Origin of the sequence: Polymorphospora rubra (assembly GCF_018324255.1) — a bacterium.
Lineage (GTDB): Bacteria > Actinomycetota > Actinomycetes > Mycobacteriales > Micromonosporaceae > Polymorphospora > Polymorphospora rubra.
On record NZ_AP023359.1, the window covers coordinates 3,495,049 to 3,514,266 of the forward strand.

At 70.7% G+C, this 19,218-nt stretch carries 16 protein-coding genes, 1 tRNA gene and 1 pseudogene; 14 read left to right on the forward strand and 4 right to left on the reverse strand.

The genetic code is table 11. The features are described 5' to 3' along the window. Nucleotides 1-193: 193 nt before the first annotated feature. The 3 genes from Prubr_RS16110 (at nucleotide 194) to Prubr_RS16120 (ending at nucleotide 3,163) form a co-directional block, all read left to right on the forward strand. Entirely contained in the window at nucleotides 194-2,041 is a 1,848-nt protein-coding gene (locus tag Prubr_RS16110) for an ABC-F family ATP-binding cassette domain-containing protein (protein ID WP_212826273.1), read from the forward strand. Between the two features lie 86 nt (nucleotides 2,042-2,127). Continuing rightward, nucleotides 2,128-2,583: a DUF4383 domain-containing protein gene (locus tag Prubr_RS16115; protein ID WP_212826275.1), complete on the forward strand. Its 456-nt coding sequence runs from the start codon at nucleotides 2,128-2,130 to the stop codon at nucleotides 2,581-2,583. A 112-nt stretch (nucleotides 2,584-2,695) separates the two neighbouring features. Then, nucleotides 2,696-3,163: a DUF4383 domain-containing protein gene (locus Prubr_RS16120; protein WP_212826277.1), complete on the forward strand. Its 468-nt coding sequence runs from the start codon at nucleotides 2,696-2,698 to the stop codon at nucleotides 3,161-3,163. A 20-nt stretch (nucleotides 3,164-3,183) separates the two neighbouring features. On the opposite strand, the gene Prubr_RS16125 is transcribed toward Prubr_RS16120, so the two are convergent. Together Prubr_RS16125 and Prubr_RS16130 are read right to left on the reverse strand one after the other, a co-directional pair. Next, a complete protein-coding gene (locus Prubr_RS16125; RefSeq protein ID WP_246568972.1) occupies nucleotides 3,184-3,777 on the reverse strand; it encodes a TetR/AcrR family transcriptional regulator in 594 nt (197 codons plus the stop codon). Between the two features lie 269 nt (nucleotides 3,778-4,046). Next, nucleotides 4,047-5,015, reverse strand: coding sequence for an acyl-CoA desaturase (locus Prubr_RS16130; protein ID WP_212826281.1), 969 nt, complete (start codon nucleotides 5,013-5,015; stop codon nucleotides 4,047-4,049). A 133-nt stretch (nucleotides 5,016-5,148) separates the two neighbouring features. On the opposite strand from Prubr_RS16130, the gene Prubr_RS16135 reads away from it, so the two are divergent. From Prubr_RS16135 to cysN, 10 genes and pseudogenes are all read left to right on the forward strand, one after another. After that, entirely contained in the window at nucleotides 5,149-5,985 is an 837-nt protein-coding gene (locus tag Prubr_RS16135; RefSeq protein WP_212826283.1) for a helix-turn-helix domain-containing protein, read from the forward strand. Nucleotides 5,986-6,031: 46 nt separating this feature from the next. After that, nucleotides 6,032-6,103: transfer RNA gene (locus Prubr_RS16140), tRNA-Gln, on the forward strand. A gap of 107 nt (nucleotides 6,104-6,210) precedes the next feature. Beyond that, on the forward strand, nucleotides 6,211-7,737 hold the full coding sequence (glmU, locus tag Prubr_RS16145; RefSeq protein WP_212826285.1) for a bifunctional UDP-N-acetylglucosamine diphosphorylase/glucosamine-1-phosphate N-acetyltransferase GlmU: 1,527 nt from the start codon (nucleotides 6,211-6,213) through the stop codon (nucleotides 7,735-7,737). A 45-nt stretch (nucleotides 7,738-7,782) separates the two neighbouring features. Then, nucleotides 7,783-8,763 carry a ribose-phosphate diphosphokinase gene (locus Prubr_RS16150; RefSeq protein ID WP_212826287.1) on the forward strand — a complete coding sequence of 327 codons (981 nt, stop codon included), beginning with the start codon at nucleotides 7,783-7,785 and terminating at the stop codon, nucleotides 8,761-8,763. A gap of 346 nt (nucleotides 8,764-9,109) precedes the next feature. Beyond that, nucleotides 9,110-9,775, forward strand: coding sequence for a 50S ribosomal protein L25/general stress protein Ctc (locus tag Prubr_RS16155; RefSeq protein ID WP_212826289.1), 666 nt, complete (start codon nucleotides 9,110-9,112; stop codon nucleotides 9,773-9,775). Nucleotides 9,776-9,882: 107 nt separating this feature from the next. After that, entirely contained in the window at nucleotides 9,883-10,473 is a 591-nt protein-coding gene (gene pth / locus Prubr_RS16160) for an aminoacyl-tRNA hydrolase (RefSeq protein WP_212826292.1), read from the forward strand. Between the two features lie 492 nt (nucleotides 10,474-10,965). Continuing rightward, a complete protein-coding gene (locus tag Prubr_RS16165) occupies nucleotides 10,966-12,387 on the forward strand; it encodes a sugar transferase (protein ID WP_246568976.1) in 1,422 nt (473 codons plus the stop codon). Nucleotides 12,388-12,440: 53 nt separating this feature from the next. Further along, nucleotides 12,441-13,315, forward strand: a pseudogene (locus Prubr_RS16170) (3'(2'),5'-bisphosphate nucleotidase CysQ). Between the two features lie 106 nt (nucleotides 13,316-13,421). After that, nucleotides 13,422-14,333 (forward strand): sulfate adenylyltransferase subunit CysD, encoded by a 912-nt coding sequence (cysD, locus tag Prubr_RS16175; RefSeq protein WP_212826294.1) that lies wholly within the window; start codon nucleotides 13,422-13,424, stop codon nucleotides 14,331-14,333. After that, complete coding sequence (gene cysN / locus Prubr_RS16180; protein ID WP_212826296.1) at nucleotides 14,333-15,637, forward strand: sulfate adenylyltransferase subunit CysN; 1,305 nt, start codon at nucleotides 14,333-14,335, stop codon at nucleotides 15,635-15,637. Before cysD ends, cysN begins: the two co-directional genes overlap by 1 nt. 54 nt (nucleotides 15,638-15,691) lie before the next feature. Here cysN and galK read toward each other — a convergent pair whose 3' ends face one another. Both galK and galE read right to left on the reverse strand, forming a co-directional pair. Further along, nucleotides 15,692-16,870 (reverse strand): galactokinase, encoded by a 1,179-nt coding sequence (gene galK, locus Prubr_RS16185; RefSeq protein WP_212828114.1) that lies wholly within the window; start codon nucleotides 16,868-16,870, stop codon nucleotides 15,692-15,694. Further along, a complete protein-coding gene (gene galE / locus Prubr_RS16190) occupies nucleotides 16,870-17,841 on the reverse strand; it encodes a UDP-glucose 4-epimerase GalE (RefSeq protein WP_212826298.1) in 972 nt (323 codons plus the stop codon). Before galE ends, galK begins: the two co-directional genes overlap by 1 nt. 296 nt (nucleotides 17,842-18,137) lie before the next feature. Here galE and Prubr_RS16195 point away from each other — a divergent pair, with 296 nt between their 5' ends. Beyond that, nucleotides 18,138-19,115: a hemolysin family protein gene (locus tag Prubr_RS16195; protein WP_343221660.1), complete on the forward strand. Its 978-nt coding sequence runs from the start codon at nucleotides 18,138-18,140 to the stop codon at nucleotides 19,113-19,115. Nucleotides 19,116-19,218 lie beyond the last annotated feature (103 nt).

Sequence of the window (19,218 nt, forward strand, 5' to 3'; positions counted from 1 at the left end):
CGTCCGCGTTACCCCCTTGGCGGCTGCCCGCACGGCCCGCGGGCGCAGTTACCCCCTTGGCGGCTGCCCGCACGGCCCGCGGGCGCAGTTACCCCCTGGCGGCTGCCCGCACAGCCCGCAGGCGCAGTTACCCTTGGCAGTCGCCCGCACAGCCCGCAGTCTCCCGTACCAACAGCCCAGCAGAGGTGGAGTCTTGGCCAACATCGTCAACCTGGACCGGGTGTCCAAGGGCTACGGCGCGGCCGGCCAGCTCCTCACCGACGTCTCCCTCGGCCTCGACGACAGCGACCGGATCGGTGTCGTCGGCCTCAACGGTGCCGGCAAGTCCACCCTGCTCCGGATGCTGACCAAGATCGAGGAACCGGATTCCGGGCGGGTCACCCACCGCCGCGACCTGCGGGTCGCCTGGCTGCCGCAGAACCTCGACCTCGCCCCCGACGCCACCGTCCGGGACGTCGTCATCGGCACCGCCTGGCTGCCCGAGGGCTTCGGCGCCGAACATGAATGGGCCGGCGACGCCGGCGTACGGTCGATCCTCGACGGCCTCGGCATGCCCCACCTCGGCCTCGACCAGCCCGTCGGCCCGATGTCCGGCGGTGAACGGCGCCGGGTGGCGCTGGCCGCCCTCCTCGTCCGCACCGCCGACCTGCTGATCCTCGACGAGCCCACCAACCACCTCGACGTCGCCGGCGTCGACTGGCTCGCCCGCCACCTCACCGGCCGGCGCGGCGCCCTCGTCGTCGTCACCCACGACCGCTGGTTCCTCGACGCCGTCTGCACCGCCACCTGGGAGGTCGCCGACCGCGCCGTACGCGTCTACGAAGGCGGCTTCGCCGCCTGGACGCTGGCCCGCGTCGAACGCGAACGGGTCGCCGCCGCCACCGAGGCCCGCCGGCAGAACCTGCTCCGCAAGGAGATCGCCTGGCTGCGGCGCGGCCCGCCGGCCCGTACCTCCAAGCCGCGCTTCCGGATCGAGGCCGCCAACGCACTGATCGCCGACGTACCCGAGCCGCGCGACACCGTCACCCTGCAACGGCTGGCCACCGCCCGTCTCGGCAAGCAGGTGTACGACCTCACCGACGTCACCCTGCTCGCCGGCCCCAAACTCATCCTCGACGACCTCACCTGGCAGGTCGGCCCCGGCGACCGGATCGCCCTGCTCGGCGCGAACGGGGCCGGCAAGACCACCCTGCTCCGGTTGCTCGCCGGGGTCCGCGAACCCGACAAGGGCCGCATCGTCACCGGCTCCACCGTCCGGCCCGCGTTCCTCTCCCAGGAACTCGCCGAACTGCCCCGCGAACTGCGGGTCCTCGAAGCCGTCGAGGAGGTCGCCCGCCGGGTCACCCTCGGCGACCGGGAACTCGCCGCCTCCCAGCTCGCCGAGATGTTCGGCTTCGACGACCGGCGGCTCTGGACCCCGGTCGGCGACCTCTCCGGCGGTGAACGGCGCCGCCTCCAGATCCTGCGCCTGCTCGCCGGCGAACCCAACGTGCTGCTCTTCGACGAGCCGACCAACGACCTGGACACCGACACCCTCGCCGCCCTCGAGGACCTGCTCGACTCCTGGCCCGGCACCGTCGTCGTCGCCAGCCACGACCGCTATTTGATCGAACGGGTCACCGACGTCGCGTACGGGATGTTCGGCGACGGCCGGCTGGTCCACCTGCCCGGCGGCGTCGACGAATACCTGGCCCGGGTCACCGGCCCGACCGGCAAGGCACCGGGTACGGCCGGCGGCGGCCGCGCCGCGGACGGCGCCGGACGCCCCGCCGGCGGCGGTACGGCCGAGGCCGGTGCCCCCGGCGCGCCGGGGCTCAGCGCGGCCGAGGTCCGCACCGCCCGCAAGGAACTCACCCGGCTCGAACGGCAGGTCGCCAAGCTCGAACAGAAAGAGGCCGGACTGCACGAGCAACTCGCCGCGAACGCCACCGACTACGCCAAGGTCGCCGAACTCGACGCCCAACTCCGGGCCGTCACCGCCGACCGGGAGGCCGTCGAGGAGTCCTGGCTCGCCCTCGCCGAACAGCTCCCCGACAGCTGACCACCAGGGGTGTCCGCCGTCACGTGGGGGCTGTGCGCGAGAATCGTCGGCGACCACCACTGGAAACGGCGTTGGAGACTTCAGACATGGCGCACAACCCCGTCAACCACCCGGCGCGGCCGATCTACCGGGCCATCGGCGCGCTGATCGGCCTCTACCTGATCGCCTTCGGCGTGCTCGGCTTCATCGAGACCGGCGGCGGGGAGTTCTTCGCGCAGGACGGCGGCGCCGTACTCGGCCAGGGCACCAACCTCGGATTCTCGGTCGTCTCCGTCGTACTCGGGGTGATCATCCTGGTGGCCACCGGCCTGGGCCGCAACATCGACGCCGCGGTCAACAAGTGGTTCGGCTACCTCTTCATGGCGCTCGGCCTCGGCGAACTCGCCGTGCTGCGCACCGACGCCAACATCTTCAACTTCACCGTCACCACCGTCGTCGTCACCATGCTCATCGGCATCGTCCTGCTGATGGCCGGCATGTACGGCAAGGTCGGCAGCGACGACGAGCACCGCGCCTGGCAGGACGCCCGCCTGATCCTCTGACGGTGTCCCGCCGTAACCACCACGGGCGTCCGCCGGTTCGGCGGACGCCCGCGCGCGTCCCGGGCGAGAATCAGCCCGAGCCCCCACGGAGGTACGGCAGGAGAAGAACGCGATGGCGCACATACCCGTCAACCACCCGCTGCGGCCGCTCTACCGCACCATCGCCGGCCTCGTCGGCGCGTACGTCCTCTTCTTCGGCATCGTCGGCGTCGTCCAGACCTGGGGCGATCCACTCTTCGAACGCGGCCCCGTCTGGGTGCTCGGCCTGCGCACCAACCTGGCCTTCGCCCTCATGTCGATCGTCTTCGGGCTGGTCATCCTGATCGGCTCGGTCCTCGGCAGGAACTTCTCCCACTACCTCAACCTCGGCATCGGCATCCTCTTCATGGCCGCCGCCATCGGGATGATGGCCGTGATGCAGACCGACCTGAACTTCCTCAACTTCTCGATGTCGACCGTGATCGTGTCGATGATCTTCGGGCTGATCTTCCTTGCGACCGGCCTCTACGACAAGGTCGGCTCGCCCGAGGACGCCCACGCCGAAAAGGCGTACCGCAGCCAGCCGTCCTCACGCGGCTAGCCGCCGCTGCCGGCGCATCCCTACCGGGTGAGCAGGGCCGGCTTGGCCTCTAGATGCGACAGGCCGTTCCAGGCCAGGTTGACCAGATGGGCCGCCACCGTCTCCTTGCGCGGCTTGCGCACCTCCAGCCACCAACGGCCGGTCAACGCCACCATGCCGACCAGCGCCTGCGAGTAGAGCTCCGCCAGCTTCGGGTCGTACCCCCGGCTCTTGAACTCGGCGCCGAGAATGTGCTCGACCTGGTGCGCGACGTCGTTCATGACACTGCTGAAGTTGCCCGTCGCGGAAAGCACGGGAGACTCGCGGACCAGCACCTGGAAGCCGTGGGTCTCGTTCTCGATGTAGTCGAGCAGCGCCAGCGCCGCCTGCTCCAGCAGTTCGCGCGGATGACCGGCGGTCAACGCGGTCGTGATCCGGTCGAGCAGCGCCCGGACCTCCCGGTCCACCACGACCGCGTACAGCCCTTCCTTGCCGCCGAAGTGCTCGTAGACGACGGGCTTCGAGACCTTGGCCCGGGCGGCGACCTCCTCGATCGACGTCGCGTCGAAGCCGCGCTCCGCGAACAGTTGGCGGCCCGTGGCGATTAACTGTTCGCGTCGTTGCGCGGCCGACATCCGTACCCGGGAACCGCTCTTCGGGGTCGACGTGGCCGGCCGGGCACGTCCGCCGGCTGTGACGCCCGGACCCTCGCTCCGCTCGGTCACGCCGCCCCCTCGCTCCGCTCGGTCACGATGCCCCCTCGCTCCGCTCGGTCACGATGCCACCTCGCTGCGCTCGGCGGCACCGTGTGGGGCACTGGGCCTGATGGTTCCCTCGCTCCGCTCGGTCACGGGGCCATCCTGCCAGGCGCGGGACATGGGCGGGATGTCCGGGACCGTGCTGGTCACTGCGGTGTGGTGGGTTTGACCAGCTTTGCCGCGATCCGCTCCTGCTTCGGCCACCGTACGTCCCAGGCGGCGCCCACCTTCTCTAAGAGCCAGATGACCCGTGCGGAGATGTCGACCTGGCCGCGCAGCACGCCATGGCGGGCGCTCGTGGGGTCGGCGTGGTGCAGGTTGTGCCAGCTCTCCCCGAACGACACGATCGCCAGCGGCCAGAAGTTCGAGGCACGGTCCCCCTGTCGTACCTCGAAGGGGCGGTCGCCGTAGACGTGGCACACCGAGTTGATCGACCAGGTGACGTGGTGCAGCAGGGCGATGCGGACCAGGCCGGCCCAGAAGAACGCGGTCAACGCCCCCTGCCAGGACCAGGTGACCAGACCGCCGATCAGGGCCGGCGTGAGCGCCGAGACGATCACCAGGAGCGGGAACAGGCGGTCGACGCGGCGGATGTCCTTGTCGGCCAACAGGTCCGGGGCGAACCGGGCGCGGTTGGACAGTTCCCGGTGGAAGAGCCAGCCCACGTGGGCGAAAAAGAGCCCCTTGGTCAAACCCCAGACGCTGGTGCCGAACCGCCACGGCGAGTGCGGGTCGCCCTCGACGTCGGAGAACGCGTGGTGGCGCCGGTGGTCGGCGACCCACTGGGTGACGTTGCCCTCGACGGCGAGGGACCCGGCGACCGCCAGGGTGATCCGCAGCCACCGCTTGGCCTTGAACGAACCGTGGGTGAGGTAGCGGTGGAAGCCGACCGTGATGCCGAGCCCGGCGACGAGATACCAGACCGATCCGATCGCCACGTCCGTCCAGCTCAGCCAGCCACCCCAGGCCACCGGTACGGCGGCGATCAGGGCGAGGAACGGGATGATCACGAAGGACCAGAGGGCGATCAGGATGCCGGGCGGCTGCTTGCCCTCGGTCAGCGGCTTGGGGGTGCTGGCGGTCCGGGGTGGTGGTGGCTGGACTGCGGTGGTCATGACACCTCGATGCGGGGAGATCAATAACTTACGCCTACGTTACCGTAACTTACGGTGCCGTAGCTATTCATCGACCATCCTGTACGCGTGGAGCCCTCGCTCCGATCCTTGGCGCAGTGCGAACGTCGAGGGCATGACGGATCCCCTTGCTGACGAGGCTCGACGTCTCCGTACGGTGGAAGGTCTCGCCGCCCGAGAGATCGGGCGGCTGCTCGGTGTCGGCAAGGATCGGCTCTACGAACTGTTGCGCGGTGTGCCCGCCCCAGCATGGACCCGCCGGCCGACCGCCAAAGACGAGCTGAGGAGCAGTGCCCTGCGCCTACGTGCGGAGGGTTGGTCGGTACCCGAGATCGCCACCGAACTGGCGGTAGCCAAGTCGACCGCCTACCTGTGGGTTCGGCATCTCCCGCTCGACAATGATTCGCCGCAGGCGAAGGAGCGCCGTGAGGCGGCCCAGGATTTGCGTCGAGCACGGACGATCCAACGCCGCCAGTCGAAGGATGCGGCGGAGGGCGCTGCAAGAGCGCGGGCAGCAGCCTGGGTCGGCCGGCCCGATGACCGCGAACTGCTGCTGCTCGGTGCGGTGCTCTACTGGTCGGAGGGAACGAAGGGCAAGCCTCATCGCAAGCAGTACGAGCTGCACCTCATCAACAGCGACCCACGCCTGATCGAGATCTTCCTCCGCTTCGTAGAGCTGGTCGGCATGTCCCGGCAGGAGTTGCGCTACCGCCTGAGCATTCACGAGACGGCTGATGTCGATGCGAGCGCACGCTGGTGGGGAGAGCGGTTAGGGATTGATTCGGACCGGTTCCAGAAGCCGCTGATCAAGCGGCACAAGCCGCTCACCAGCCGTATGAACACCGGACCTGACTACCACGGATGCATGACTGTGCGGGTTCCGCGGGCGCGTGAACTTTATGTCTGGATCGAGGGCGTTCTGGATGGTCTTGCCGCCGGGTCCCAGTTGTAAGATTCCCGTACGGGGGCGTCCCGGGTTACGCTTCCAGGCGTTGCGATCGGCCGTGGTGTAATTGGCAACACGTCGCCCTTTGGAGGCGATTTTCTAGGTTCGAGTCCTAGCGGCCGAGCTCAGCCCGTTGGGCGGGTTCTACTCCGGTGTAACCGGACGGCGCCGGCCCGGTCATGGCTAGCATGGGGCCGCAGACAACCAGTCGCCCCGACGGGAGCTCTTCTCGTGCCTCAGTCCCGTACCCGCACCGTCGTCGTCCTCGCCGCCGGTGAGGGCAAGCGGATGAAGTCAGCACTGCCCAAGGTCCTGCACCCGCTGTTGGGTCGTACCCTGGTCGGTCATGTCCTGGCCGCGGCCGCGCCGGCCGCCGCGGACCGCACTCTGGTCGTGGTCGGCCACGGCGCGGACCAGGTCGCCGCCCACCTCGCCGAGGTCGCCCCGGACGCCGTCCCGGTCCTTCAGGCCGAGCAGCGCGGGACGGGACACGCGGTACGCATCGCGGTCGAGGCGATCTCCGACGCCGAGGGCACCGTCGTGGTGCTCAACGGCGACGTGCCGCTGCTGCGGCCGGAGACGGTCACCGCCCTGGTCGAGGCACACGAGACCGCGGGTGCCGCCGCCACCGTGCTCGCCGCCGAGGTCGCCGACCCGCGCGGCCTGGGCCGGATCGTCCGGGACGCCCGGGGCGGGCTGGAGCAGATCGTGGAGGAACGGGACGCGACCGCGGAGCAGCGGGCGATCCGGGAGATCAACGCCGGCATCTACGCCTTCGACGCGAGGCTGTTGCGTGGGGCGCTCGGCAAGCTGTCGACCGACAACGACCAGGGTGAGGAATACCTGACCGACGTCTTCGGGCTGCTGTCGGCGGCCGGCGAGGCGGTCGCGGTGCACGTGGCGGCCGACGCGACGGAGACCCTCGGCTGCAACGACCGGGTCGAGTTGGCCGCGTTGCGTCGGCTGCTGCGCGACCGGGTCAACGCCGGCTGGATGCGGGCCGGGGTGAGCATCCTCGACCCGGAGACGACGTGGATCGACGTGACGGTGCGGCTGGAGCGGGACGCGCTCGTGGACCAGAACACCCAACTGCGGGGGAGCAGTGTGGTCGCCGGGGGGGCCACGGTCGGCCCGGACGTGACGCTGATCGACACCACGGTGGGCGCGGGTGCGACGGTGCTGCGCGCGCACGCGGTGCAGGCCGAGATCGGGCCGGAGGCGAGTGTCGGCCCGTACGCCTATCTGCGGCCGAAGTCGCGGCTGGCGCGTAAGGCGAAGGTCGGCACGTTCGTGGAGACGAAGAACGCTGCGGTGGGTGAGGGCTCGAAGGTGCCGCACCTGTCGTACGTCGGTGACGCGACGATCGGCGAGCAGAGCAACATCGGCGCGGCGACGGTCTTCGTCAACTACGACGGGGTGGCCAAGCACCACACGACGATCGGCAGTCATGCGCGTACCGGGGCCGACAACATGTTCGTGGCGCCGGTGACGGTCGGTGACGGCGCCTACACGGCGGCCGGCTCGGTGATCATCAAGGACGTGCCGCCGGGCGCGTTGGGCGTGGCGCGTGGTGAGCAGCGCAACATCGACGGCTGGGTCGAGCGGCGCCGGCCGGGTACGGCGGCGGCCGAGGCGGCGTCGCGCGCGTCCGCGGGGGCGGGTGCGGGCGCTCCGGTGGCTGGCGAGGGTGAGGGATTGCACGTCGTGGGTGGAGCGGGTGAACGGGATTCGACCTCGGGAGATACTGCAATCGAATAGTCCCGGAGCCACCGGCACCACCGACGTACGGGAGCAGACGAGCCGATGGGCAGCATCGTCGCCGAAAACCGCAAGAGCCTGATGCTCTTCTCCGGTCGGGGGTTCCCCGACCTTGCCGAGGAGATCGGCCAGGTGCTGGGCGTGGCACCGACGCCGAGCGATTCCTACGAGTTCGCCAACGGCGAGATCTTTGTTCGATACCGGGAGTCGGTGCGGGGCTCGGACGCGTTCGTCGTCCAGTCCGTGACGCACGGTGTCAACAAGTGGGTCATGGAGACGCTGATCATGGTCGACGCGTTGAAGCGCGGGTCGGCCAAGCGGATCACCGTGGTTCTGCCGTTCTACCCGTATGCCAGGCAGGACAAGAAGCACCGTGGCCGGGAGCCGATCTCGGCCCGGCTGATCGCCGACCTGCTGAAGACGGCGGGCGCCAACCGGATCCTGACGGTGGACCTGCACACCGCGCAGATCCAGGGGTTCTTCGACGGTCCGGTCGACCACCTGTTCGCGATGGACACGTTGGCCGGGTACGTCGAGTCGAAGTTCGCCGGCCGGCCGATGACGGTCGTCGCCCCGGACTCGGGCCGGGTGCGGGTGGCGGAGCGGTGGACGGACCGGCTGGGTGGTTGCCCGCTGGCGTTCATCCACAAGACCCGGGACCCGTCGAAGCCCAACCAGGTGGTCGCCAACCGGGTGGTGGGTGAGGTCGAGGGCCGGGTCTGCCTGATCGTCGACGACATGATCGACACCGGTGGCACCATCACGAAGGCGTCGGAGATCCTCTACGAGGCCGGGGCGGCGGACATCGTGGTGGCGTCGACGCACGCGCTGCTGTCCGATCCGGCGACGGAGCGGTTGAAGAACAGCCGGATCAGCGAGGTGGTGGTGACCAACACGCTGCCGCTGCCGCCCGAGAAGCGGCTCGACAAGATCACGGTGTTGTCGATCGCGCCGCTGTTGGCGCGGGCGATCCGGGAGGTCTTCGACGATGGTTCGGTGACCACCCTGTTCGGTGGATTGAGCTGACGCCGGGGCGTCCGTCACGGCGGGTACGACGTGGGGGACGCCCTCGTCCGGGGGATCCTGGCCGGTTGGCCGGGTACGGCGTCAAGGGCGGTCGGCGGCTCGGGTAGACTTATGCGGTTGCCATGGCGAGGGTGCCCTGCGGGCCGCTGCTGACCGGGCCGGTGCTCGACCACACGGTTTCACACCATGTGGAGAGTGCGCGGTGTCGGGAAGGCACAGCCGCATGGGGGCACCGTCATCGACACGGTGCTCCGGGCAGTGCGCCTCTTCGAGGAGCCCCAGCGAGCCCCCCGCCCGGCACCGCCAGCCGACGTCCCGCCGCAGCCATAGCATCAGGAGTTTTCCCGTGTCCGAGGTAAAGATCAGCGCCGAGCCCCGTACCGAGTTCGGCAAGGGTGGTGCCCGTCGTACCCGCCGGGCCGGCAAGGTTCCGGCCGTGCTTTACGGCCACGGCGAGAAGCCCCGGCACATCGCGCTGCCGGCGCGGGAGTTCGCCGCCGCGATCCGGCACAACGGTGCCAATGCGCTCTTCGCGATCGACATCACCGACGGCACCCAGGTGCTCGCGGTGTCGAAGGCGATTCAGCGTGACCCGATCCGTGACACGTTCGACCACGTCGACCTGCTGCTGGTACGTCGCGGCGAGAAGATCACCGTCGACGTGCCGGTGCAGCTCGTCGGCGAGGCGGTCCGGGACACGCTGATCGTGCACGAGCACGCGACGCTGTCGGTGAACGCCGACGCGACGAAGCTGCCCGACCACCTGGAGGCCTCGATCGAGGGCCTGGAGGCGGGTTCGCAGGTCACCGCCGCCGACGTGAAGCTGCCGGCCGGTGTCGAGCTGACCGTCGACCCGGAGCTGGTGGTGGCCGTGGTGACCGTGGCGCCGACCGCCGAGCAGCTCGAGGCCGAGGGCGGCGAGCCGGTCGCCGAGGAGGCTGCCGAGGTGACCGAGGCCGAGGCGGAGGAGACGGGCGAGGCCGCCGAGGCCGAGGCCAAGGCCGAAGCCTGATCGAAAGCGCGTAAACCAGGCGTCCCCGATGTGATCGGGGGCGCCTGGTTGCGTTTCCGGGCTGTCGGCGAGGATTTCCGGGAAGTCGGCGAGGGAGAAGGACGAGGATGTCGGACGTTACTCACCCGTGGCTCGTGGTCGGGCTCGGCAATCCGGGCCGGGAGTACGCCGGCAACCGGCACAATGTCGGTTTCATGGTCGCTGATCTGTTGGCCGGCCGGATCGGGGCGAAGTTCGGCCGACACCGCCGGGCGGTGGCGGACGTGGCCGAGGGGCGGCTGGGGCTCGGCGGGCCCCGACTGGTGATCGCCAAGCCGTTGACGTACATGAACCTGTCCGGTGGGCCGGTGGCGGCGCTGGCGCAGTTCTACAAGGTGCCGCCGGCGCAGGTCGTCGCGGTGCACGACGAGTTGGACATCGCCTACGGGCAGTTGCGGGCGAAGTGCGGCGGTGGCGAGGGCGGGCACAACGGGCTGCGTTCGATGTCGAAGTCGCTGGGAACGAAGGACTATCTGCGGGTGCGGTTCGGCATCGGGCGGCCGCCGGGCCGGCAGGACCCGGCCGACTACGTGTTGTCCGACTTTTCATCGGCCGAGCGCAAGGAACTGGAGTTCATGGTCGATCGGGCGGCGGATGTGGTGGAGGCGGTGGTGATCCGCGGGCTGGAGTGGGCCCAGAACACCTACCACGCGTCGTAGGCGGTCGGCCGGCGCCGCCGTGTCGCCTGTCCGGTTTACGCGTTGGTCACGGCAGACGTGCCCGTTGTGGCGGTCTGTTCGTGGTTGGCGGGTTTTCCGGGAGGCAGGGTGCAGCGGTGGTGGTTGAGTGACTTCGATCCGACCGCGGGGGCCCGGCCAGGGCGGCAGGACGACACGATCGTGCTGCCGTTCTTCGATTTTTCCGCGGTGCCGACCAGCCCGGCGCCGGCCGGCGGCGGGGGGCATCAGCTGACCGTGGCCCGGGCCGACCCGGAGTTGGTCCGCGACATCGAGCGGGCCTTCGAACCGGTGGACCAGCCGGGGTTCGACCTCGACGACGGGCTGGGATTCCTCGACGAACCGGCGTTTCCGGACGATCCGGAGTCTCTCGACGATCCGGCGTCGGACCAGCGCGGGCGCCGGTCCCGCCGGCCCGCCGGCGGGGTCCGTCCGGCCCGGCACGCGACGCGGCCGTCGATCTGGTCGCGCCGGGTGCCGGGCCGGCATGCCGCGGTGCCGCGCCGGGCGGCCTGGGAGTCCCGCTACCGGACGACCCTGCTGCTCGCCGACCTCGGCGTGGGGCTGGCGGCCGGGGCGCTGGCGTTCGTGCTGCGCTTCGGGCAGGTGACCAGTTTCGAGGATCGGATCTATCTGCTGCTGTCGGTGCTGCTGCCGGTGGCGTTGGTGGCGGTGCTGGCGTTCGTGCGGGCGTACGAGAGCAGGTTCCTGTTCGTCGGAACCGACGAGTACCAGCGGGTGATCCGGGCCGGGTTGGGGTTGACCGCCGGCGCGGCGGTCGTGTCGTACGCCTTCGACATTCCGACGGCCCGGTCGTACGTGCTGGTGGCGCTGCCGGCGGCGACGTTCGCGGCGGTGGTCGTACGGTTCGGGCTGCGCAAGCGGCTGCACCGGGCCCGGGAGCGGGGTGAGTGCCTGCGCCGGGTGATCGTGGTCGGGCACGAACTGGCGATCCTGCACGTCACCCGGCAGTTGCGCCGGGAGCGTTATCACGGCATGGAGGTCGTCGGTGCCTGCCTGCCGCCGAGCCGGGGCGGTGACGTGGACCTGCCGGTCTTCGGCACGTTCGACGACGTGGCGGCCGCGGTGCGGGCGTCGGCGGCGGACACGGTGGTCGTGCTGTCCTGTCCGGAGCTGGACGGGCAGGCGCTGCGCCGGCTGGCGTGGCGGCTGGAGCGCGACGAGGTGGACCTGATCGTGGCGAGCGCCCTGATCGACGTCGCGGGGGCGCGTACGACGATCCGGCCGGTGGACGGCCTGCCGATGCTGCACGTCGAGCATCCGCGGCTGGAGGGGGGTGCCCGGGTGGTCAAGGAGGTCGTGGATCGGGTGGGGGCGGCGTTTCTGCTGGTCCTGCTGGCTCCGGTGCTGTTGGTGGTGGCGGTCGCCATCCGCCGTGACTCGCCCGGCCCGGTATTGTTCCGTCAGGTGCGGACCGGTCGGGACGGCAGTCCGTTCCTGATGTACAAGTTCCGCAGCATGTATCTCGACGCCGAGGCACGGCTGGCGGAGTTGGCGCATCTCAACGAGCACGACGGGGTGCTCTTCAAGATCCGTGACGATCCGCGGGTCACGCCGGTCGGTCGTTGGCTGCGCCGGCTGTCCCTGGACGAGCTGCCGCAGTTGTTCAACGTGCTCCGGGGGCAGATGTCACTGGTCGGCCCGCGACCGCCGCTGCCGCAGGAGGTGGCGGCGTATCCGGACGATGTCCGCCGGCGGTTGGCGGTCAAGCCCGGAATGACCGGTCTGTGGCAGGTTTCCGGCCGATCGGACCTGTCCTGGGAGGAGGCGATCCGGTTGGATCTCCGGTACGTCGAGAACTGGTCGCTGTCGCTCGACATCGTGATTCTGATGCGTACGGCCACCGCCGTCGCCCGATCTTCCGGAGCGTACTGATGTCGGAGCCACGGATGCGTGTGGTCCGGCCGTTCCGGATGGAGGTCTGAGAAATGGCTACTCCTCCCGTGATCGACGGGGCGTTCGCGAGATGGCTCGCCGAACGGGCCGGGCAGGCTCTGCTCGGCGTCCGGGCCGAACTCGGGCACGACGATCCGGCGGCGCTGAAGGCGGCGGGCGACAAGGTCGCGCACGACCTGCTGCGTACGGAGCTGGCCCGCTGGCGGCCGGCCGACGCGGTGCTGTCGGAGGAGGACGACGGATCGCGGCGGGCCTGGGTGGCCGCCGACGACACGGCCGCCGACGACACGGTCGGCGACCGGACGGAGGGTATGGCGCCGCCGGCGCGGCTGTCCGCGGAGCGGGTGTGGATCATCGACCCGCTCGACGGGACCCGGGAGTTCTCCGAGGAGGGTCGGTCGGACTGGGCGGTGCACGTGGCGCTGTGGTCGCGGCAGGGGTCCGCCTCCCACCAGCTGGTCGCCGGGGCGGTGGCGCTGCCGGCGCAGCACCGGGTGCTGGGTACGGACCAGCCGCCGGCGTACCCGCCGATGACCGTCGGTCCGGCCGGTGCCGGAGGTGCCGCGCCGGTACGGCTCGCCGCGAGCCGCAGCCGCCCGCCGGCGTTTCTCACCGGGCTGGCCGAGGACGTCGGCGCGGTGCTGGTGCCGATGGGGTCGGCCGGCGCGAAGATCGCCGCGGTGATCAGCGGCGAGGCCGACGCGTACGTGCACGCCGGGGGCAGTACGAGTGGGATTCGGCCGCTCCGGTGGCTGTGGCGACGGCCACCGGCCTGCACGCTTCCCGAGTCGACGGATCTGCGCTGAAATACAACGAGCCTGATCCCAAGCTGCCCGACCTCGTGGTGTGCCGTAAGGATCTTGCGCCGAGGCTGCTTGCGGCTCTGCAACGTCATATCGGAGTATGATGGTTGTCTATGCTCAAGTGGCCTTGACCGATCGGGAAGGTTGGGAATTCATGAGCGGCATCCTGGTGAGCGCCGTCCTGGTGAGCGGCACGGAAAGGGCGACGGTATGAGCGGGACAGCTGCCTACCGGGTGTCACACCTGGACGCGCTGGAGGCCGAGAGCATCTTCGTGATGCGCGAGGTGGTCGCCGAACTGGAGCGGCCGGTGCTGCTCTTCTCCGGCGGCAAGGACTCGATCGTCATGCTCAAGCTGGCCGAGAAGGCGTTCGCCCCGGCCCGGATCCCGTTCCCGGTGATGCACGTCGACACCGGGCACAACTTTCCCGAGGTGCTCGACTACCGCGACGGGCGGGTCAGCGAACTCAGCCTGCAACTGGTGGTCGCCAGCGTCCAGGAGGCGATCGACTCCGGCCTGGTCCGCGAGTCCGGCGACGGGATGCGCAACCGGATCCAGACCCCGGTCCTGCTCGCCGCGGTCGAGAAGTACCGCTTCGACGCGCTCTTCGGCGGCGCCCGGCGCGACGAGGAGAAGGCCCGGGCCAAGGAGCGGGTCTTCAGCTTCCGCGACGACTTCGGCCAGTGGGACCCCAAGAACCAGCGCCCCGAACTGTGGAGCCTCTACAACGGGCGGCACCACCCGGGCGAGTCGATCCGGATCTTCCCGCTGTCCAACTGGACCGAGCTGGACATCTGGCACTACATCGCACGGGAGCGGATCCCGCTGCCGTCGATCTACTACGCGCACGACCGCGAGGTGATCGAGCGCGACGGCATGCTCTACGCCGTCAACGACTTCATCCGCCCGCGCGGAGGCGAGACCCCGTTCACCGCCCGGGTCCGCTACCGCACCGTCGGCGACGCATCCTGCACCGCCGCCGTACGCTCCGACGCCGACACCGTCGAACTCGTCATCGACGAGGTCGCCGCGACCCGGATCACCGAGCGGGGCGCGACCCGCGGTGACGACCGGGTCAGCGAGGCCGCCATGGAAGACCGCAAGCGGGAGGGCTACTTCTGATGACGGCTCCGACGACGGAGGTGCCCGCCGGCACCGCCGAGGGACGCCCCATGGACCTGCTGCGGTTCGCCACCGCGGGCAGCGTCGACGACGGCAAGTCGACCCTGATCGGTCGGCTGCTCTACGACACCAAGTCGCTCTTCACCGACCAGTTGGAGGCGGTCGAGGCGGTCAGTGCCGCCCGCGGTGACGAGTACACCAACCTGGCGCTGCTCACCGACGGCCTGCGGGCCGAACGCGAGCAGGGCATCACGATCGACGTCGCCTACCGCTACTTCGCCACCCCCCGGCGCAAGTTCATCATCGCCGACACCCCGGGGCACATCCAGTACACCCGCAACATGGTGACCGGCGCGTCCACCGCCGACCTGGCGCTGATCCTGGTCGACGCCCGCAAGGGTCTGGTCGAGCAGTCCCGCCGGCACGCGTTCCTCTGCTCGCTGCTGCGGGTGCCGCACCTGGTCCTGTGCGTCAACAAGATGGACCTGGTCGACTGGTCGCAGGAGGTCTTCGAGAAGATCGCCGACGAGTTCACCGCGTTCGCGGCGAAGCTCGACGTGCCCGACCTGACCGTCATCCCGATCTCCGCGCTCAAGGGCGACAACATCGTCAGCCGGTCGGAGAACACCCCCTGGTACGAGGGCTCGTCGCTGCTGCACCACCTGGAGCACGTACACATCGCGTCCGACCGCAACCTGGTCGACGTCCGGTTCCCGGTGCAGTACGTCATCCGGCCGCAGTCCAACACCGTCACCGACTACCGGGGCTACGCCGGCCAGGTCGCGTCCGGCGTACTCAAGCCCGGTGACGAGGTGATGGTGCTGCCGTCCGGCTTCACCAGCCGGATCTCCGCCATCGAGACCGCCGACGGGCCGGTCGAGGAGGCGTTCCCGCCGATGTCGGTGACCGTACGGCTGAGCGACGAGATCGACATCTCGCGCGGCGACATGATCTGCCGGCCCAACAACGCGCCGGCGGTCGCCCAGGACGTCGAGGCGATGATCTGCTGGATGGACGAGAGCCGTCCGCTCCAGGTCGGCGGCAAGTACGCCATCAAGCACACCACCCGGGCGGCCCGCGCGGTCGTCCGTGGCCTGCAGTACCGGCTCGACGTCAACTCGCTGCACCGCGACGAGTCGGCCACCGAACTCTCGCTCAACGAGATCGGGCGGGTCCGGCTGCGCACCACGGTGCCGCTGCTGGCCGACCCCTACCGGCGCAACCGGACGACGGGCGGCTTCATCGTCATCGACGAGACGACCAACCGTACGGTCGGCGCCGGCATGATCGTCGAGGCCAACTGACGGATCGGCAGCGGGTCGGCCCGGCAGCGGGCCGACCCGGAGCCGGCTGTCCGTTCAGGACAGGGCGGTCGCTCCGGCCCCTGGGGCCGCGGTGAACCAGACCGGCGGCGTGAATCCACGATCCACGTACGCGGCGGTGACGGCGTCCGCCACGGTCTCGGCCCGGTCCGCGTCGACCAGCGCCAGTACGCAGCCGCCGAACCCGCCGCCGGTCATCCGGGCGCCGTACGCCCCGGCGGACAGGGCGGCCGCCACGGCGGTGTCGACCTCCGGAACGGTGATCTCGAAGTCGTCGCGCATCGAGGCGTGCGAGGCGGTCATCAGCGGCCCGATCGCCGTCACATCACCGGCCCGCAGCAGTGCCACCGTCTCGAGGACCCGCTGGTTCTCGGTCACCACGTGTCGCACCCGGTGGCGTACGACGTCGTCGTCGAGCCGGTCGAGGGCGGCGGCCAGCCCGTCGAGGGGCACGTCGCGCAGCGCCGGCACCCCGAGCGTCCGGGCCGCCGACTCGCAGGCGGCCCGGCGGGCCGCGTATTCGCCGGTGACGTGCCGGTGCGGAGCCCGGCTGTCGATCACCAGTACGGCGAGCCCCGCCGTGGCCGGGTCGAAGGGGATGTGTTCGAGGTCCAGCGACCGGCAGTCGAGGAACAGGGCGTGCCCGGCCCGGCAGCGGATCGACGCGGCCTGGTCCATCACCCCGCACGGCATGCCGGCGTAGACGTTCTCGGCCCGCTGGGCGAGCGCCGGGCGGGCCTCGACCGGCAGGCCGAGCCGGCCCAGGTCGGCCAGCGCGGTCAGCACAGCCGACTCCAGCGCCGCCGACGACGACAGACCCGCGCCCGGTGGCACGTCGGAGGCGACGGCGAGCCGGGCACCGGGCACCGGGTGTCCGGCGTCGCGCAGCGCCCAGACCACACCGGCGACGTAGCTGCCCCAGCCGGTGACGTGGCCCGGCTTGTCGGCTTGCTCGCCGTCGAACGTGATCCGCTCACCGGTCTGCTCCGACCACACCGTCCACAGTGGTTCGTCGACCGGCGTGGCGGCGACCACGGTGCGCTGTGGCAGGGCGAACGGCAGCACGAAGCCGTCGTTGTAGTCGGTGTGCTCGCCGATGAGGTTGACCCGGCCGGGTGCCGCCCACCGACCCACCGGCGGCTCGCCGTACTGCCGCTCGAAGACCCGGATGACCTGGGTCGCGAGGTCCGCGCCCGGCTCGCCGCGCTCGGCCATCACAGGTGGTCGCGGTAGAAGGTCCAGGCGTCGGTGACCATCTCGGTCAGCGTCGGCTTGGCCGGCACCCAGCCCAACTCGTCGCGGGCCCGGTCCGACGACGCCACCAGGGCGGCCGGGTCGCCCTCCCGACGGGGTGCCATCTCGACCGGCACCGGGTGGCCGGTGACCTCGCGTACGACGTCGACGACCTCGCGGTTGGAGAATCCGTTGCCGTTGCCGAGGTTGAAGACCCGGTGCTCGCCGGGTACGGCGGTGTCCAGCGCGAGCAGGTGGGCGCGGGCCAGGTCTTCGACGTGGATGTAGTCGCGTACGCAGGTGCCGTCGGTGGTCGGGTAGTCGTCGCCGAAGAGCTGGAGCTTCTCCCGGCGCCCGGCGGCGACCTGCAACGCGATCGGGATCAGGTGCGACTCCGGGTCGTGCCGTTCGCCGAGGGCGTGGCCGGGGCGCAGGTAGGCGCCGGCCACGTTGAAGTAGCGCATCGACACCGCCGCCAGGTCGTAGGCGTGCGCCTCGGAGGTCAGCGCCATGTCGACGGCGAGCTTCGTCGCGCCGTACGTGCTGGTCGGGGCCTTGACCGCCGACTCGGTGATGGGCAGTTCGGTGGGGTTGCCGTAGACGGCCGCGGTGGAGGAGAAGACGAACCTGCGTACGCCGGCCGCACGGGCCGCGTCGATGAGGGCGAGCGACCCGACGGTGTTGTTCTCCCAGTAGATCTCCGGCCGCGCCATCGACTCGCCGGCGGCGATCAGGGCGGCGAAGTGCAGCACCCCGTCGAAACCGGCGTTGGGGGTGAGCACCCGGGCGGCGTCGTGGATGCGGGCCTCGACGAAGGTGGCCTCCGGCGCGAGTGCCTCCCGGTGGCCGGTGCGCAGGTCGTCGAGGACGACCACCTCGTGGCCGGCGTCGAGCAGGAGTCGGGTGACGACCCCGCCGATGTAGCCGGCGCCGCCGGTGACGAGCAGTTTCACGGGTGGAGCTCCTTCGGGTCGCGGCTGCGGTGCGGTCCGCCGCTCAGGTCTTCGTCGCCGCCCGTGGCGGGCGCGGACCCGGTCAGGTTACGCGGCGGGCGGTGCCGGCGCCGCCCTTCACCCGGCCGGCCAACTGTCCACCATTGTCTCCCAATAGTCAACATATTCGAACATCGGCCAAAGAGTCCACCCCACCGCCGGCCAGGCTGTCTACCATGTGCGGCATGCGGGAATCCGCCAGTATTGGGCCCCGGCGGTCGAAACCGACGGGGCGCCCTCCACGAGAACCCGGACCGATGGCCCGCGGCGTCGCCCGGGTCGTCGTACGTGCCGCGGACGCGGCCACCCGTCTGGTGACCGTGCTGCTCGGCACCGGCCCGGCCGCCGGCCGGGAACGGATCAGCGAGGCCGAGCTGCGCGACCTGGTCGCCGCCAACACCGTTCTCGACCCGGTCGAACGGCGCATCATCGACGAGGTGCTGGTCGCCGGCGCCAGCCTGGTCCGCGAGGTGATGATGCCCCGCACCGAGGTGGTCTTCCTCGACGCCGGGCTCCCCCTCGCCGTGGCCGCCCGGCTGGTGCGCGCCGAGACCCACACCCGCTATCCGGTCGTCGACGGCACCCCCGACGACGTGGTCGGCTTCGTGCACCTGCGGGACGTCCTGATCCGGCCCGAGGGTGACCCGTGCGCCACCATCGGCGAGCTGACCCGCGAGGTCAAGCGGCTGCCCGGCAGCAAGCGGGTCCTCGCCGCGCTGACCGAGATGCGTCGGGAACGGCACCACCTCGCGGTCGTCATCGACGAGTACGGCGGCACCGCCGGCATCGTCACCCTGGAAGACCTGATCGAGGAACTGGTCGGCGAGATCCACGACGAGTACGACAGCGCGCCCGAGCCGGTGGTGGTGGGGGTGCCGCCCGCCGTCGACGGGCGGCTCAACCTCGCCGACTTCGCCGAGCGCACCGGGTTCGCCCTGCCGGCCGGGCCGTACGAGACGGTCGGCGGCTATCTGATGGCGTCGCTGGGCCGGCTGCCGGTCACCGGCGACGAGGTGACCGTACCCATCGGCCCGCATGCGCCGGAGGGTGACCTGGGGTGGCGGTTGCGCGTACTCGAACTCGACGGCCGCCGGGTGGCCCGGGTCGGGATCTCGGCCGTGCCGCCCGTCCCCGCGGTGGGACCGGACGGGGGCCCGGTCGGCGTCACGGCCACGGCCGTCGTACCGGCCAGCCGCGCGGTGCCAGGGGCCGAGCGGTCGGTGTCCAAGGCATGACCGGCGAGGTCGGCCGCGGTCCCGGCCCCGCGGAACGGCCCGGCGCGGCGTCTGTTCCGTGATCGGCGGGGGCGTCACCACACCCACCGGGTACGGCTGACAG